The sequence below is a fragment of the Bacillus sp. X1(2014) genome (assembly GCF_007678255.1).
Genome location: NZ_VEED01000007.1, coordinates 88,665 through 104,189, shown reverse-complemented (window position 1 = coordinate 104,189; position 15,525 = coordinate 88,665). Strand labels below are relative to the sequence as shown.

General features: G+C 39.9%; 13 protein-coding genes. 12 read left to right on the top strand and 1 reads right to left on the bottom strand.

Annotated elements, in window-relative coordinates; genetic code table 11:
- Nucleotides 1-28: 28 nt before the first annotated feature.
- From FS608_RS15070 to FS608_RS15045, 6 genes are all read left to right on the top strand, one after another.
- Nucleotides 29-2,707, top strand: coding sequence for a sugar-binding domain-containing protein (locus tag FS608_RS15070; protein WP_222127357.1), 2,679 nt, complete (start codon nucleotides 29-31; stop codon nucleotides 2,705-2,707).
- Between the two features lie 258 nt (nucleotides 2,708-2,965).
- On the top strand, nucleotides 2,966-3,871 hold the full coding sequence (locus tag FS608_RS15065; RefSeq protein WP_144552358.1) for a sugar phosphate isomerase/epimerase family protein: 906 nt from the start codon (nucleotides 2,966-2,968) through the stop codon (nucleotides 3,869-3,871).
- A 65-nt stretch (nucleotides 3,872-3,936) separates the two neighbouring features.
- Complete coding sequence (locus tag FS608_RS15060; RefSeq protein ID WP_144552356.1) at nucleotides 3,937-5,061, top strand: Gfo/Idh/MocA family protein; 1,125 nt, start codon at nucleotides 3,937-3,939, stop codon at nucleotides 5,059-5,061.
- A 14-nt stretch (nucleotides 5,062-5,075) separates the two neighbouring features.
- Nucleotides 5,076-5,531, top strand: a complete 456-nt coding sequence (locus FS608_RS15055) for a C-glycoside deglycosidase beta subunit domain-containing protein (protein ID WP_144552354.1) — start codon at nucleotides 5,076-5,078, stop codon at nucleotides 5,529-5,531.
- Nucleotides 5,528-6,499, top strand: coding sequence for a sugar phosphate isomerase/epimerase family protein (locus tag FS608_RS15050; protein WP_144552352.1), 972 nt, complete (start codon nucleotides 5,528-5,530; stop codon nucleotides 6,497-6,499). Before FS608_RS15055 ends, FS608_RS15050 begins: the two co-directional genes overlap by 4 nt.
- 53 nt (nucleotides 6,500-6,552) lie before the next feature.
- Nucleotides 6,553-7,518: an ROK family glucokinase gene (locus tag FS608_RS15045; RefSeq protein WP_144552350.1), complete on the top strand. Its 966-nt coding sequence runs from the start codon at nucleotides 6,553-6,555 to the stop codon at nucleotides 7,516-7,518.
- Nucleotides 7,519-7,613: 95 nt separating this feature from the next.
- Here FS608_RS15045 and FS608_RS15040 read toward each other — a convergent pair whose 3' ends face one another.
- The gene (locus tag FS608_RS15040; protein ID WP_144552348.1) at nucleotides 7,614-9,047 is read right to left on the bottom strand and encodes a DHA2 family efflux MFS transporter permease subunit; all 1,434 of its coding nucleotides are present in this window, start codon (nucleotides 9,045-9,047) and stop codon (nucleotides 7,614-7,616) included.
- A gap of 322 nt (nucleotides 9,048-9,369) precedes the next feature.
- Here FS608_RS15040 and FS608_RS15035 point away from each other — a divergent pair, with 322 nt between their 5' ends.
- The 6 genes from FS608_RS15035 (at nucleotide 9,370) to FS608_RS15015 (ending at nucleotide 15,519) form a co-directional block, all read left to right on the top strand.
- Nucleotides 9,370-10,263: a sugar phosphate isomerase/epimerase family protein gene (locus tag FS608_RS15035; protein WP_144552346.1), complete on the top strand. Its 894-nt coding sequence runs from the start codon at nucleotides 9,370-9,372 to the stop codon at nucleotides 10,261-10,263.
- Between the two features lie 11 nt (nucleotides 10,264-10,274).
- Nucleotides 10,275-10,676: a C-glycoside deglycosidase beta subunit domain-containing protein gene (locus FS608_RS15030; RefSeq protein ID WP_144552344.1), complete on the top strand. Its 402-nt coding sequence runs from the start codon at nucleotides 10,275-10,277 to the stop codon at nucleotides 10,674-10,676.
- A 45-nt stretch (nucleotides 10,677-10,721) separates the two neighbouring features.
- Nucleotides 10,722-10,886, top strand: coding sequence for a hypothetical protein (locus FS608_RS30305; RefSeq protein ID WP_186328742.1), 165 nt, complete (start codon nucleotides 10,722-10,724; stop codon nucleotides 10,884-10,886).
- A gap of 159 nt (nucleotides 10,887-11,045) precedes the next feature.
- Nucleotides 11,046-12,380: a carboxylesterase/lipase family protein gene (locus tag FS608_RS15025; RefSeq protein WP_144552342.1), complete on the top strand. Its 1,335-nt coding sequence runs from the start codon at nucleotides 11,046-11,048 to the stop codon at nucleotides 12,378-12,380.
- A gap of 68 nt (nucleotides 12,381-12,448) precedes the next feature.
- Complete coding sequence (locus FS608_RS15020; RefSeq protein WP_144552340.1) at nucleotides 12,449-14,089, top strand: glycoside hydrolase family 43 protein; 1,641 nt, start codon at nucleotides 12,449-12,451, stop codon at nucleotides 14,087-14,089.
- A gap of 194 nt (nucleotides 14,090-14,283) precedes the next feature.
- Complete coding sequence (locus tag FS608_RS15015; protein ID WP_144552338.1) at nucleotides 14,284-15,519, top strand: MFS transporter; 1,236 nt, start codon at nucleotides 14,284-14,286, stop codon at nucleotides 15,517-15,519.
- Nucleotides 15,520-15,525 lie beyond the last annotated feature (6 nt).

Below are 15,525 nucleotides of genomic sequence, written 5' to 3'. Positions count from 1 at the left end.
AGCTTATTAAGCATTAGGAGGTTTCACCTTGGGACAAGCCGTACATGATTTAATCAATTATAATAACGAAAACTATATCTTACCTTTTCTTTGGATGAGAGGCGAAGAGGAAGAAGTAATTAGAGAAGAAATTGCTAAAATCTATGAATGCGGAATAAGGGCTGTTTGTGTAGAGGCAAGGCCGCACCCTGATTTTGCAGGTCCTGGCTGGTGGCATGACCTCGATATCGTCATGGACGAGGCAAAGCAGCGAGGTATGCGTGTTTGGGTGTTAGATGATGCCCATTTTCCAACTGGATATGCCAACGGCTTAATTGAAAACAAATATCCAGAACGAAAGAAAACCTATATAAATTTTAATACGTTGGATATATTAGGAGCCCAAAATGAGGTAACGGTACATATTCCGCCAATGTTAAAACCAAAGAGTTCATGGCTTGATATTGGTAAACCGAAAGACAAAGAAGAGCAGAAAAACAATAAGTTAATAAGTATTGTTGCAGCAAAGTTAGTAACAGACGGGATTATTAATGAAGAGTTAATTGATTTAACGGACAGTGTTGAAGGTGATTTCTTAACATGCACCTTGCCAGAAGGTCCATGGAGACTTTATGTCGTTTATGAAACAAAAACAGATGGCGGCAACCCGAAATATATTAATATGATCGATAAAGAGTCCGTTAGTACTCAACTTGAAGCAGTATATGAACCCCATTATGCACGTTACAAAGATGAGTTTGGAAAGACATTTGCCGGGTTCTTTTCAGATGAGCCAGCATTCGGTAATGTAAATGGATTTGACTTTAATGAATCAATTGGTAGAAAAGATATGCCATTACCTTTGAGTGAAGAGGCAAAAACTATGCTTTCCGATGCTCTTGGAGAGAATTGGCGATTGTACTTGCCCTATTTATGGAATAGCTCTAAAGAAATGAATCAAAGTGTCCATACTCGATATACCTATATGGATATCGTTACTCGTTTATATGAAAAGAACTTCAGTAATCAACTAGGAAAATGGTGTGAAGATCATTATGTTGAATACATTGGCCACGTTATTGAGGATAATGATCAGCATAGCCGATTAGGAAGTGGTGCGGGGCATTTTTTTAGAGCTTTGTCCGGCCAGCATATGTCGGGAATTGATGTCATTGGCGGTCAAGTGATTTTTGGCGGTGCCGGTCTGGAGAGAAGGGGAGTCTTCAAAGGGGATGGTGAATTCTATCATTATACATTAGGTAAGCTAGGTTCTTCCTATGGTCATCTCGATCCGAAGAAAAAGGGGAGAACCATGTGTGAACTTTTCGGTGCTTATGGATGGAAGCTTGGAGTCAGGGATATGAAGTATATTTTGGACCACTTGATTGTCCGTGGAATCAATTATCTTGTTCCACACGCTTTTTCGATGCGAGAATACCTTGACTTTGATTGTCCGCCGCATTTTTACGCACGTGGCCATAATCCGCAGTTCAAGCATTTTGCCCATCTCATGCAATATGCGAACCGCTTATGCCATCTTTTTAATGGTGGTACCCACGTTGCCCCTGTTGCTGTTTTATACCACGGCGAGAGTGAATGGACCGGGGAATATATGAAAATGCAAAAACCAGCTAGAGTGCTAACCGAAAATCAGCTTGATTTTGATTTTGTTCCAATTGATATCTTACATGATTTAACTTCCTATAACGGAAAGGTAGAAAATCAACAGTTAAAAATTAATGGTGAAGGGTTTAATTGTTTAGTGATACCGTATAGTCAATATATTACAAAAGAGTTGGCTTCTTTTATTAAAAATTCAGATGGCTTAGAAATTATTTTTGTAGATGGCAGGCCAGAAGGGATTTCTAATGTAGTAGACCAAACTGAAGCTGGAGAACTATTACGAGTAACGGAAGAATGTAAGGTGATACCATTAAGCAATTTGGCGAATGAACTGAAAGATTTAGGAATTTATGATATTCAATTAAAGAAGCCGTTTAAGGATTTAACTTATTTGCATTATGTGAAAGAGAATAATATTTACATGTTCCAAAATGAATCCGCACATGAGACCTTTAGCGGCGAGATTGAATTATCGCTTGGAGAGTCTGCCCTTGTTTATAACGGTCTTGAAAATAAATTTGAAAAGCTGCCAGTTAGAAAAGAAAATGGAAATGATATTATTTATTTAGAGTTAAAACCATATGAATCATGTGTTGTATTTGCAAGTTCTGAGGAACAAGCCGGCAATTTCGAAACATATATTCCATTCTCTACTAAACTTTCTAGTTGTAAAAATAGCCTAGATTTATCATCTGATTGGAATTATTCTTTGGTCAAGAACAAAGAATATCCGAATTTTGGTGAAGGAAATCTCATGAAGGAACTCATTCCGATTTCGAAACAAGATCCAACTTTTACGGGTATCATTAGGTACGAAAAAACCTTGGAAATAGAGGAAATATCAAAGCAGGGGATATTAGCTTTTGACCATATTTATGAAGCAGCAGAGTTATGGATCAACGATGAATATGTAGGTATAAAGGTTTGCCCGCCATATGTATTTGAAGTGGCAAAATACTTAAGGAAAGGTACCAATACCATTCGTGTCGAAGTAGCCACTACATTAGATAGAGATCGTTTCAATCATCCAGAACCACCATTTATTGTTTGGCACGACGCAATTGATCCAACAGGAATGTTTGGAAAAATATCTCTAAGGACGTAAAGATAGGTGAGGTGTGATACAGAGTGTATCGCACCTTTTTTCTGTTTCTATCATCGTTTTTCAAATAGATTAAAAATAACAGTCTAATATTTATCCTATTTATATTTTTGATAAAAGAAAATGATAAAAAAGACGAAAATCTATACCTGATAAGGTTAATTAAAGAAAGGGAACATCTGAGAAAAGAGGTTAAGATATATATGTAAGCGGAATCAATAGATAAAACTTGATAGAAACATAGGAGGAGGAACAGACAGCATGAAACTTGGATTCAACAGTGCGATTTTGAGTGAATGCAGCTTTGAAGAAGTAATTGATTATGCAGCTGAAAACGAATTTTCATGTGTGGAGATATGTGCATGGCCGATAGGGAAAGCAGCTCGGAAATATGCGGGTGTTACCCATATCGATGTTGATAACTTAGATGTGGATTACATCAGAAATTATAGCGAAGCAAAAGGAATCAAAATTTCCGCCATTGCTTATTATCCCAATGCATTAGATGAGGATCGAGAAAAAAGTGATTACTATGCAGTCCATATAAAAAAATGCATCGAAGCGGCTAAGAAGCTTGATATTAACATGGTAACTACCTTTATTGGCAGGAACCAAAAGAAAACAGTAGAAGAAAATTTGGAAATAATGACATCTGTTTGGAAGCCTATCGTGGAGTACGCTGAAGAACTGGGAGTGAAAATTGCGATTGAAAATTGCCCGATGTTATTTACTACCGATGAGTGGCCAGGCGGACAAAACTTAATGACGACACCAGCCATCTTCCGACGCGTGTTTGAAGCTATTCCAAATAAAAACTTCGGATTGAATTTTGATCCATCGCATTTTGTATGGCAGCAAATGGATTATATCAAGCCAATCTATGAATTCCAAGAGCGGATTTTCCATATCCACTTCAAAGATATAAAGGTATACGAGGATCGATTAAACGATGTAGGAATCATGGCAACACCGCTTGAATACATCTCACCTAAATTACCAGGTCTAGGGGATGTCAATTGGGGGAAATATGTATCTGCCTTAACAGATATCGGTTACCACGGATATGCCGTCATTGAAGTAGAGGACAAAGCATTTGAAGATTCACTTAAATCTAAAAAAGATTCTATTAAAATTAGTAAAAACTATTTGAGTCAGTTTTTTGCTTAAATAGCTTATCAATATATTAATCAAATAAATCAATTAATAATGAAGAAAAAGGAGAAGGATAAATTATGGGTAAATTAAAAATCGGTATTATTGGATGCGGTGGCATTGCAAATCAAAAGCATTTTCCAGCATTATCACAATTAAAAGATATGAATGAAATCGTTGCGTTTTGTGATATCGTCATTGAACGTGCTGAAATAGCAGCGAAAGAATTTGGAACACCAGATGCCAAGGTTTACGAAGACTATCGTGAGCTATTGAAGGATGAATCGATTGATCTTGTACATGTTCTTACACCGAATGTGAGCCATAGCCCAATTACGGTTGCAGCCTTTGAAGCAGGCAAGCATGTTATGTGTGAAAAACCAATGGCTCATACTACAGAAGCAGCTCAAAAAATGATTGATGCTTGGAAAAAATCTGGCAAGAAATTTACCATTGGTTATCAAAACCGCTTCCGTCCAGAGGTACAATCTCTTCATAAAGCTTGTGAAAAAGATGAGCTTGGAGATATATATTTTGCAAAAGCACATGCCCTACGCCGCCGTGCCGTACCAACTTGGGGAGTGTTTCCTGATAAATCTCAACAAGGCGGCGGTCCATTAATCGATATCGGTACACATGCTCTCGACATTACTTTATGGATGATGGATAATTACAAACCAGTTTCTGTAACAGGTTCTGTTTTCAATAAATTAGGTCATTTACCGGAAGCGGTTGAAGGAAATATGTTCGGTCCATGGGATCCAGAAACGTTTGAGGTAGAGGATTCCGCATTTGGATATATTAAAATGGAGAATGGAGCAACGATTTTCCTTGAATCGTCATGGGCGCTTAACGTTTTAGAATCTAGAGAGGCGGCTACTACTCTTTGCGGAACAAAGTCTGGAGCACAAATCAATTCCGGAATGAGCTTCCGTACCAATGAGTTAGTTTATAATTCTTCACGCAATGGTATGTTAACAGAAGAGAAAAACTCCGCAGGCGGTGCGATTGCGTTCTTTGAAGGCGGATCAAATAAGCCAGAAGTACTAGAAGCAAAACAATGGTTAGAGGCTGTTAAATATGATAAAGAACCACTAGTAAAACCAGAACAAGCATTTGTAGTAACGAAAATTTTAGATGCAGTTTATAAATCAGCAGAAACTGGTAAGGAAATTGTTTTTGAGGAAGAGACTGTATTAAGCTAATAGGAGGTGCAAACATGGCATTTAGTATGAAACTGCCATTCGTCGATGTCGTTTGTGGTGATAGTCTGAAAAACACATATGTGAATGGGAAAAAGCTGGGATATGAATTCCAAATCCGTTTAAGTAACTATCGTGGACATTATTTATCTTGTATTGAGGAGTTTGCTGTTACGGTAAATGGGAAGGAAGTAAATCCAGATCATCTAACTTTTTCTCTTAACGGCAAAGAATTTACCGTAGGACAACTTCCAAGTCTAGTTTCAGAGTTTTGGAATTTAATAGAACCAGCCACAATTAATGTTTACCAACCAGGGGGACTGTCAGAAGGGGAACATCAAATTGATGTAAAGTTGATGCTGCGGATCCCTTATATGGCAGTTCCAGGAAGAAAGATTGAACGCGAATATGCCGTACTAGATTCTTGTGGCAGAAAAACTCTAGCGATAAGAGAGGAGGTTATAGCCAAATGAGTAACATTAAGTTAGGTGTTTCTTTATATAGCTTCACAGATGAGTATGTCAAAGGCAAATTTACATTAGAAGACTGTGTCCGTACAGCAGCTGAATATGGAGCAGAAGGATTTGAATTGGTAGGGACCCAAATGCTGCCTTCTTATCCATATGTAAGTGACAAAGTGTTAAATGAATTTAAAGCGATGACGAATCACTATGGAATTGAATTTGTGTCTTACGGAGCAAATGCGGATAGGGGCTTGAGATCTGATCGCGATTTGACGGATGATGAATTACTGCAATCGGCCATTATTGATTTAAAAACTGCCAATAAATTGGGCTGTAAGATCATGCGTGCCCAGTACCTGTTATCGCCGTCCGCATTTGGCAAATTAGCTCCTTACGCTGAAGCTTATGGGATTAAGGTAGGAATTGAAATTCATAATCCTGAGACACCAACATCACCAAATATTCAAAAATATGTAGAAGTAATTGAGAAAACAGGATCTAAGTATCTTGGATTTGTCACTGATTTTGGAACTTTTGCAACTCGACCAAATAAACCACATTGGGATGAGGCATTAGCTAATGGAGCTCCTCTTGAATTGCTGGAAATGGCTGCGCAATTACGCTATGGTGGTGTGCCTAGAGAGGAAGCAAGACAACAGTTGCTTGATGCTGGCGCCAATGGTCCGGTAATGGGTGCACTTCAGGGAATGTATGGGTTTGTTACATTCTATAACGAGCCTGATTTGGATGGATTAAAGAAAATCATGCCATACAATATCCACTTCCATGGAAAATTCCATTATATTGATGAGAATCTTGAGGAAGCGAGTATTCCGTACCAGGACATTTTACCAATTATCCAAAATTCTGATTTCGACGGTTATATTATGGCAGAATACGAGGATCATTTATCTGGTAGGGCTTTACTAATGACGAAACGTCTTTTGGAAATGGAAAGAAAAATACTAGTTAAATAATTTGAGAGAATACAGGTGAATTTCACCTGTATTCTTTACTAAGGCGGAGAAAAATGAAGAAATTAATTGGAATCGATTTAGGCGGCACAACAGTAAAATTTGCCATTTTGACAGAAGAAGGAGAGGTCCAACAAAAATGGAGTATTGAGACAGATATTCAAAATGAGGGAAAGAATATCGTTCCTAGTATTATTGAATCTATTAATCACCGTCTTGAATTATATGGTCTTGTAGCGGATGAATTCCTGGGAATTGGAATGGGTTCACCTGGTACGGTTGATCGTGAAAGAGGGACTGTTATTGGAGCATATAATTTAAATTGGAGTACTTTGCAGCCAGTGAAAGAATTGATTGAAGCTGGGACAGGAATTCCATTTTTTATCGATAATGATGCGAATGTAGCAGCTTTGGGTGAGCGCTGGAAGGGTGCCGGTGAAAATGGTGCAGATGTTGTCTTTGTTACACTAGGAACAGGTGTTGGCGGCGGAATTATTGCAGATGGGAATCTGATTCATGGCAAGGTTGGGGCAGGAGGAGAAATTGGTCATATTAATGTAGAGCCAAATGGCTATCATTGTACATGTGGAAATCAAGGTTGTTTGGAAACAGTGGCCAGTGCAACAGGTGTAGTACGTTTAGCGAGAGATTTTTCAGAAAAATATGCTGGTGAATCTGAATTGAAGTGGTTAATTGATGATGGACAAGAAGTGACGGCAAAGACGGTGTTTGATCAAGCAAAGCGGGGAGATAAATTGGCTTTAATTATTGTAGACAAATTTTATTATTATTTAGGACTCGCTTGCGCGAATATTGGGAATGTCTTAAATCCTGAAACCATTGTGATCGGCGGGGGAGTTTCAGCCGCAGGAGAGATGCTGTTAGAAGGGGTGGAAGAATATTTCCTTAAATTTGCATTCCCAACGGTTAAAACAAGTACAAAATTAAAACTAGCCCAACTAGGAAATGATGCAGGTGTCATCGGCGCGGCATCGTTGGTTAAAGAATCCAGCAAGAGTTAACAAATAAAAGATGCCAACTATTCAGTAAAGAATGAATTGGCATCTTTTTTATTGTCTGATGCTAGGAAGTCCTCAGACAAAATTAGAAATAGTTATTAATGCATTGGATTCATCGCTGAATGGTTGACGACCACTCGGCGGATAAAGAAGGCTAGGGCGAGACCAACCAGTGTCACGATCATAGCAAACAAGAACACATGCTGTGAGCCCGCCGTCATAGCGTTAGCCATCTCGGTCTGTTGAGTCGGTGCAGAGGAGTTATGCAAATAGTTCTCCATTCCAGTCGTAAGAATGATGATTGCGATAGCTGTACCAATCGCACCCGCAACCTGCTGCAATGTGTTCATGACGGCTGTTCCGTGTGGGTATAGCGCAGGTGGCAGCTGGTTCAGGCCGTTAGTCTGTGCTGGCATCCATACCATTGAAATGCCGATCATTAATCCGATATGAAGGACGACGATAAAAGCGACCGATGATGTGGTCGATATGCTGGAGAAAAACCATAACGTTACCGCAACGACAACAAGTCCGGGAATAACGAGCCACTTCGGTCCATACTTATCGAATAAACGTCCCATCCGTGGTGATAAGATACCATTTAGCGCGCTGCCCGGCAACAACATGAGCCCGGCAGTAAACGCAGACAGTTTCATACCATTTTGAAGAAACATTGGCAGAATAATCATGCTCGACAAAATGATCATCATACACGAGAGCACCATAAGTAATCCTACATTGTACATTGGATACTTGAAGACGCGCAGGTCCATCATCGGGTCGCTCATAGTCATCTGCCGTAGTGTGAACAAAACGAGCGCGATTAATCCGATAGCAATCGAAGTAATCACGACTGTGCTGGTCCAACCCTCGGATCCTTCTCCTGCTTTGCTGAAACCGAAGACAATCCCTCCGAAGCCGATGGTTGATAATACAACAGACAGTAGATCAATCCGAGGCTTCGTTACGTCGGTGACGTTTTCCAAATATTTCAGCCCTACCAACAGCCCAATGATCAAAAATGGCAGCGAGAGCCAGAAGATGTAGTGCCATGTAAAATATTCGATTAGGAGACCAGCAACCGTAGGTCCGGTTGCTGGCGCGAACATGATGACAAGTCCGACGAAGCCCATCGCGGCTCCACGCTTCTCCGGTGGATACACGACGAGGATCGTATTGAACATGAGCGGAATCAAAAGACCCATGCCTGCCGCCTGTAGAACGCGAGCGACCATAAGCATTTCAAAGTTGAACGCGAGCGCCGCAATGACTGTGCCGACAATAGAGCTCACAAGCGACCCGATAAACAATTGCCTCGTTGTAAACCATTGAAGCAGCAGCCCCGTCATCGGCATCAGAATGCCGAGAGTAAGCAAAAATCCCGTCGTCAACCACTGTGCGGTCGCAGCCGAAATTTGAAACACATCCATTAAATTACTAATCGCAATGTTAAGTGCCGTCTCGCTGAACATACCAACAAAACCGCAAATGAGCAGCGACGCCATAATGGCACGCGTGTTGTATTGCTTCATTAACCATACCCCTTCTCTCTCTTGAAAAATTTCTATTTACGTTCCCCTGTAATCGGGCCGTTATTTGATACAATACAGGGCAAAATTCTCCTAGTCAATAAATGAGTTTGTAGCTTTTATTGTAAAAAAGTATCAATTGTATGGATAAGAATTATACATTAATTTTTATCCTATATTTTTAAATAAAGAAATGGACGATAAAAGAAACAAAAATCTACATCTATGAAGTTAATTTAACGAGAGGATTAAGTGATAACAAACGGTATGATTAAATGTAAGCGGAATCATTTATTGAATAATTAAAAAAGGAGAGACAGTTGAAATGACTAATCAGGTGGGGGTTAATAGGAAACCAAAACGAGGAGTTTCACTTTATAGTTATGCTGGAGAATATGGTGTAACGATGAGTTTGGAAGATATGTTTGCTGAAATGGATGATATGGGTGCAAGGGGATTGGAAATCCTAGCAAACTCGCATATTGAAGGCTATCCAAATCCTAGCGAAGAATGGTTGGAAAATTGGGACAGATTGATTAATAAATATAATATCGTACCGGTTGAATATGGACATTGGGTAGATTCCCGCCTATATCAGGGAAGAAATCTTACTCCAGAAGAATCATATGAAATGTTGGTGCGAGATTTCAAGCTGGCCAATAGACTCGGATTTACCGTTCTTCGTACAAAATTAGGTGTAATCGATGACGATCTTACTCCTGTAGAGAATTGGAGAGAGTTTATTAAAATGGCTCTTTCAATGGCAGAAAAATATAATGTGCGCATGTGTCCGGAAATTCATGCCCCTACGCTTCTAAAATCCAAGATGGTGGATGATTATGTCGAGTTTATTAACGAGACGGGAACTAAACATTTTGGACTGAACATCGACTTCGGTGTTTTTACAACCCAGACTATACCAGTCAGTGAATGGGGCCCGGACGAGTTTATCATGCCTGAGAGCGATCACAGCCCGGTAGAGGATATGATTCCGTTACTGCCTTATGTATATTGCTGTCATGCAAAATTCGTGAAGATGTCAGATGATTTCAAAGAGATGACGATTCCGTACGAGAAAATTATTAATACTTTAATAGAGCACAAATGGGACGGTTATTTGGTAAGTGAGTATGAAGGTCCAAAGAAAAATGTGACTGGCTATGCTGTTGAACAGGTTCGGAAACACCATGTCATGATGAAAAGAATATTGGGAGAATAGGAGAGAAGCGAATGTTAGAAAAACCTTGTATTCAATCGAGAGGATTTAAAAATGTGGAACGTGAGGGAGAAATCGTGGGCTTTCAGGTTAACATTAGATCCCTATATTATCGAGGACTCTGGCTTTCTCAACTGCGCCCAGCTACAGTTACTGTTAATGGGGAAACTTTTTTGGGAGAGCAAATTACCTGGACCATCAATGGAGTTACCTATGCACAAGCAGAAATGGCCGAACTCGGGGATGTTCACTGGGGGCTATTAGAACCAGCCACTCTTACAGTTGCAAAAGAAGGCGGTCTGGAATCAGGAAACCATGAAATTGAAGTCAACTATACCTATAGCTGCTCTTATTTTCCTCCAGTGGCGGATACTGTTCTTGGTGGAACGCATAAAAGAACTTTGATTTTGGTTTAATCAATATTAAGTGCTCTAGGTGACCAAAACAAGGAAACGGAACCGGTGCTAGGATTGTCAATAGGGCCATTGGCGACCGGAACGGGAAACGGAATCGGTGCTAGGGTCGTCAATAAGGGCCATTGGCGACCGAAACGGGAAACGGAATCGGTGCTAGGGTCGTCAATAAGGGCCATTGGCGACCGAAACGGGAAACAGAACCGGTGCTAGGGTCGTCAATAAAGACCATTGGCGACCGAAAACGAAACGGAACCATTCCCAAATCACCAATAAGCATACTTGAAAGTTTCATAGTTTATCATGTGTATTTTTCTGGGTCTTATTCTTTAATTCAAGAAACAGTATCCCGAGTAGAGGGTGTGAAAGTAGATGGAAATCGTACAAACAAAGTATGGGGGAATTTCAGGTTTAAAAGAAAATGGCTATACCGTTTATAAAGGTATACCATATGCAGAACCCCCGGTTGGAGAACTTCGATTTCGTGCACCAGTGGAAGTAAAACCGTGGGACGGTATTTATCAGTCAGATACCTTTAAAAGCAAATGTATGCAAAGTGAATTGCCGCCAGAAATCCATTTTTATATTAAAGAGTTTTATTCAAAACCAGAGTTTATGCCGGAATGCAGTGAAGATGGACTTTATTTAAATATCTGGACCCCGGCAAAGGATTCTTCTGAAAAATTACCCGTTGCCATTTGGATCCATGGCGGTGGTTTTTTAGGTGGTTTTGGTTCGGAAATGGAGTTTGACGGAGAAGCATTTTGTAACCAGAATGTCATTTTAGTCACGATTAATTATCGTCTCAATGTATTTGGTTTCCTTGCTCATGAATGGTTGTGCGAGGAAAATGACAAGGGTGTATCCGGAAATTATGGAATATTCGACCAAATCATGGCGTTAAGATGGGTGTACGAAAATATTGAGAGTTTTGGGGGAGACCCTGAAAATATTACCATTTTCGGACAGTCAGCCGGTGCAATAAGTGTGCAGACGTTAATTTCCTCAGACCTTACAGGCAACATGATAAAGAAGGCTATTATGCAAAGCGGCGGCGGCTATAAGAATCCACTAATTCAAGGCAAAAACCTGCAGGATGCCAAACAAATCGGAGAGGACTTTGTCCAATTTGGGAAAATAAACAGTTTGAAAGAACTACGTGAAAAAACAGCAGAAGAGTTATTGTTCCTAATGGATGAATTCTTAAAGCAAAAAAGGCAGGCCGGAGAAAAAGGATTACTTTTTACACCGATCGTGGATGGATATGTATTAACTGACGGATATGATCAACTGGTGGAAAAAGGAGAAATAAAAGAGATCTCGTATATGTTGGGATGCTGTAAGGATGATGTAACCGTTACAACTGAAGGTGGAGAAAACTCACCGATTTATCAGGGATGTATCGGCTTTAGTCATAAGTTAGAGGAAATCGGTAAACAACCAGCATATGTTTACTATTTTAATAGAAATCTTCCCGGTGACGATAGTGGTGCTTTTCATTCCGGAGAACTATGGTACATGTTTGGCACATTAAAAAGGAATTGGCGCCCAAATTCGGCAGCTGATTTTGAACTATCAGAAAGAATGGTTACCGCTTGGACCAACTTCATAAAAAATGGCGACCCTAACACTAACAATAAAATTGAATGGATGCCATATACCAGCAATAACCCATATGTAAAAGAATTTGATGTGAATTCAGACTAATCGCTTTTTAATATAGTTTAATAGATATCAAATGGCACAGTGGGAAAAATATAAAAGAGGCGATTTATATGGAGATAAAACAGTTAAAAAATCCAATTTTACCAGGTTTCTACCCCGATCCTTCCATCTGCAGGGTAGATGATGATTTCTATATGATAACATCAAGTTTCTCCCTATTCCCGGGGGTTCCCATTTTTCATAGCACGGATCTTGTGAATTGGGAACAGATTGGGCACATCCTTGATCGAAAGTCACAACTCCATACGACGGCAGATCATATGACAGCCGGAATCATGGCCCCAACACTTCGTTATCATGACGGCATCTTCTATATGATTACGACAAATGTCAGTGACAAGTGGAATTTTATTGTCACTGCTAAGGATCCTCGAGGGCCTTGGTCAGATCCGTATTGGCTAGAGGGCTGCCCGGGCATTGATGCTTCTTTATTTTTTGACGAAGACGGAAAGGCATACATCACCGGGACCAGAGGCGATATCAGTGAGGATGGAACACATGGAAATCAAGAAATCTGGATCAGTGAAATTGATCTGGTCAATCTGCGCCTTGTTGGCGAGAAACGGACCATATGGGGGGGAGCCTTAAATAATTGCGCTTCACCTGAAGCTCCTCATATTTACAAAAAGGATGGATATTATTATTTAATGATTGCTGAGGGAGGTACGGAACACTTCCATGCAGTCACGATCGCAAGAAGTAAAAATATTTTTGATTATTATGAGGGCTATGCAGGAAATCCGATTTTGACGCATCGACATCTAGGGAAACAGTATCCAATCTGTAATGTTGGCCACGCTGATTTCGTTGAATTGAAAAACGGAGAATGGTATGCCGTAATTCTAGCTTCCCGCCTGATTGAGGGATATCATAAAAACCTTGGCAGGGAAACCTTTATCGCACCAGTCGTTTGGGAGGACGGTTGGCCTGTCATAAGCCCTGGTACAGGAAAAGTAGAATGGAGTTATCCTGCCCCTGAATTGCCTGCTTCTACACCAAACCCAAACTTAGCAAGGGACGATTTTGGGAGCGAAGAGCTAGGAATGGATTGGGTTTTCTTTGGTACGCCTTATGATGATTTTCATACACTCTCAGACAGTAAGTTGTCTTTGAGATTACTGCCACGTTCCATGAGCCCTGAGCTGCGCAAAATTGACCTAGCTGCAACTAATATTAATAAGGACGTTCCTAGTTTGAGCTTTATCGGACGCCGACAATTGCATGCTAGCTTTCGGGTCTCTGTTAGATTGTGTTTTGAAGCATTAGCGGAGAACGAGACAGCAGGCCTTGTTGTAATGCAGGCGTCTAACCATCAAATCCGATTTGAGCGGTCATTTGAAAAAGGGAAACAAATACTGCGGTTGATCCAGTGTACTAGCGAGCTTAACGGATACCCGCACCAACCGCATTTTAAAGGTGTAACAACGGAAACTGAGCTTTCTACTACTGAGGTGGATGGTGGAGACATCATTCTCAGCATGATTGCAGAAGGACAAGCTTATAGCTTTTATTATGGCAAAGTGGATGGAAGCCTCGACTTACTTTACAAAAACGTAGACGCGAGAAAAATAAATCCGGAGATTGTTGGCGGCATGGTAGGGACAATGCTTGGCATGTTTGCTAGTTCGAACGGCCAGGAAAGCAACAACTATGCGGAGTTTGATTGGTTTGAATATAAAGGAGCCGAATAATAAGAGAAAAATTGTTAAAAAGAGAGATTAAAAATCACAATTAGATTTTTAATCTCTTTGTTTTTAAAAGAAATTTGAAAAAAACAAAGATAAAGATTGCACTATTAAGAGATTAAAAAAGTGAAATGAAATGAGTGAATAGGCAGGTAAAATAAATAAGTAAGGTTTTAAGTTTTTAGAACAGGAGAAAGTGAATGCAAAGGTTTAATTTGTTAAAGGCAAAAATGAATATGCCGTTACTAATTCTAATGATAAACACATTTATTGCTTTAGTAGGGGTTGGGTTAGCGATTCCGGTTCTTCCCAAATTTATTCTAGAGATCGGAGCCAGCGGTAAAGATATGGGGTACCTCGTAGCAGCAACGGGACTAACTCAGTTTCTTTTTTCACCTCTAGGTGGGAAGCTTTCAGACCAATATGGTCGGAAAAAAATTACGATTATAGGGTTAGCAATCATTATGGTGTCCCAATTTCTGTTTAGTGTAGGTACCGACCTATGGCTCCTCTATTTATCACGTTTCATTGGGGGAATCGGTGTAGGATTGCTTATTCCAGCTACTATGGCGTATGTGGCAGATGTAACAACAATAGAAAAACGCGGGAAAGGGATGGGGTTACTTGGTGCTTCCATTTCGCTGGGTTTTGTTATTGGACCAGGAATTGGTGGATTTCTAGCAGAATTCGGTATACGTGTACCGTTCTATGCTTCAGCACTAGCCGCTGGAATCGCCATGATCGTCTCTTTATTATTTTTACCTGAGTCATTGTCAAAAGCACAACAGCGTGTGTTTAGAAATTCATCGTTGGAACAAAACGGAATGATTCATGACATCAAAAGGTCTTTTAAAGTGTCTTACTTTGTCCTCTTACTACTTATTTTCACCATGACGTTTGGCCTGGCAAACTTTGAAACGATCTTTGGAATATATGTTAGTGAGAAATATGAGTATACACCTAAAGATATTTCCATCATCATGACTATCGCCGCTTTGACTGGGGTTATCATTCAGGCGCTTTTGGTAGATAAGCTTCTTCAACGTTTTGATGAGATTCGAGTAATTAATATTTGTTTCTTCTTATCTGCTGTAACCATGGTTCTTATTTTAATTTCTGGGAATTTTTTATTCATGTTATTTATGAATATTTTGTTTATCTTATTTACTTCCATTCTTCGCCCAGCCATTAATACCTTGTTATCAAAGATGGCAGGAAGTGAACAGGGTTTTGCTGCGGGTATGAACAATGCCTATAGCAGTTTAGGAAATATTATCGGCCCCTCATTAGCGGGAATTTTATTTGATGTATCATATAATGTTCCATTTATATTTGGTGCCGTAATTTTGTTAGGCAGTATTATCATGTGTGTGGCATGGAATCAGAGAGCAAGACAAAATTCTGACTTTGTTTCGATTTTAAGTGGACAAAAATAATCTCAA

Bases quoted from the DNA above. Each gene is read 5' to 3' on its own strand.
- FS608_RS15055 (WP_144552354.1), top strand. From the start codon at position 5,076: ATGGCATTTAGTATGAAACTGCCATTCGTCGATGTCGTTTGTGGTGAT.
- FS608_RS15030 (WP_144552344.1), top strand. From the start codon at position 10,275: ATGTTAGAAAAACCTTGTATTCAATCGAGAGGATTTAAAAATGTGGAA.
- FS608_RS15065 (WP_144552358.1), top strand. From the start codon at position 2,966: ATGAAACTTGGATTCAACAGTGCGATTTTGAGTGAATGCAGCTTTGAA.
- FS608_RS15040 (WP_144552348.1), bottom strand. From the start codon at position 9,047: ATGAAGCAATACAACACGCGTGCCATTATGGCGTCGCTGCTCATTTGC.
- FS608_RS15035 (WP_144552346.1), top strand. From the start codon at position 9,370: ATGACTAATCAGGTGGGGGTTAATAGGAAACCAAAACGAGGAGTTTCA.
- FS608_RS15050 (WP_144552352.1), top strand. From the start codon at position 5,528: ATGAGTAACATTAAGTTAGGTGTTTCTTTATATAGCTTCACAGATGAG.
- FS608_RS15025 (WP_144552342.1), top strand. From the start codon at position 11,046: ATGGAAATCGTACAAACAAAGTATGGGGGAATTTCAGGTTTAAAAGAA.
- FS608_RS15045 (WP_144552350.1), top strand. From the start codon at position 6,553: ATGAAGAAATTAATTGGAATCGATTTAGGCGGCACAACAGTAAAATTT.
- FS608_RS15060 (WP_144552356.1), top strand. From the start codon at position 3,937: ATGGGTAAATTAAAAATCGGTATTATTGGATGCGGTGGCATTGCAAAT.
- FS608_RS15015 (WP_144552338.1), top strand. From the start codon at position 14,284: ATGCAAAGGTTTAATTTGTTAAAGGCAAAAATGAATATGCCGTTACTA.
- FS608_RS15020 (WP_144552340.1), top strand. From the start codon at position 12,449: ATGGAGATAAAACAGTTAAAAAATCCAATTTTACCAGGTTTCTACCCC.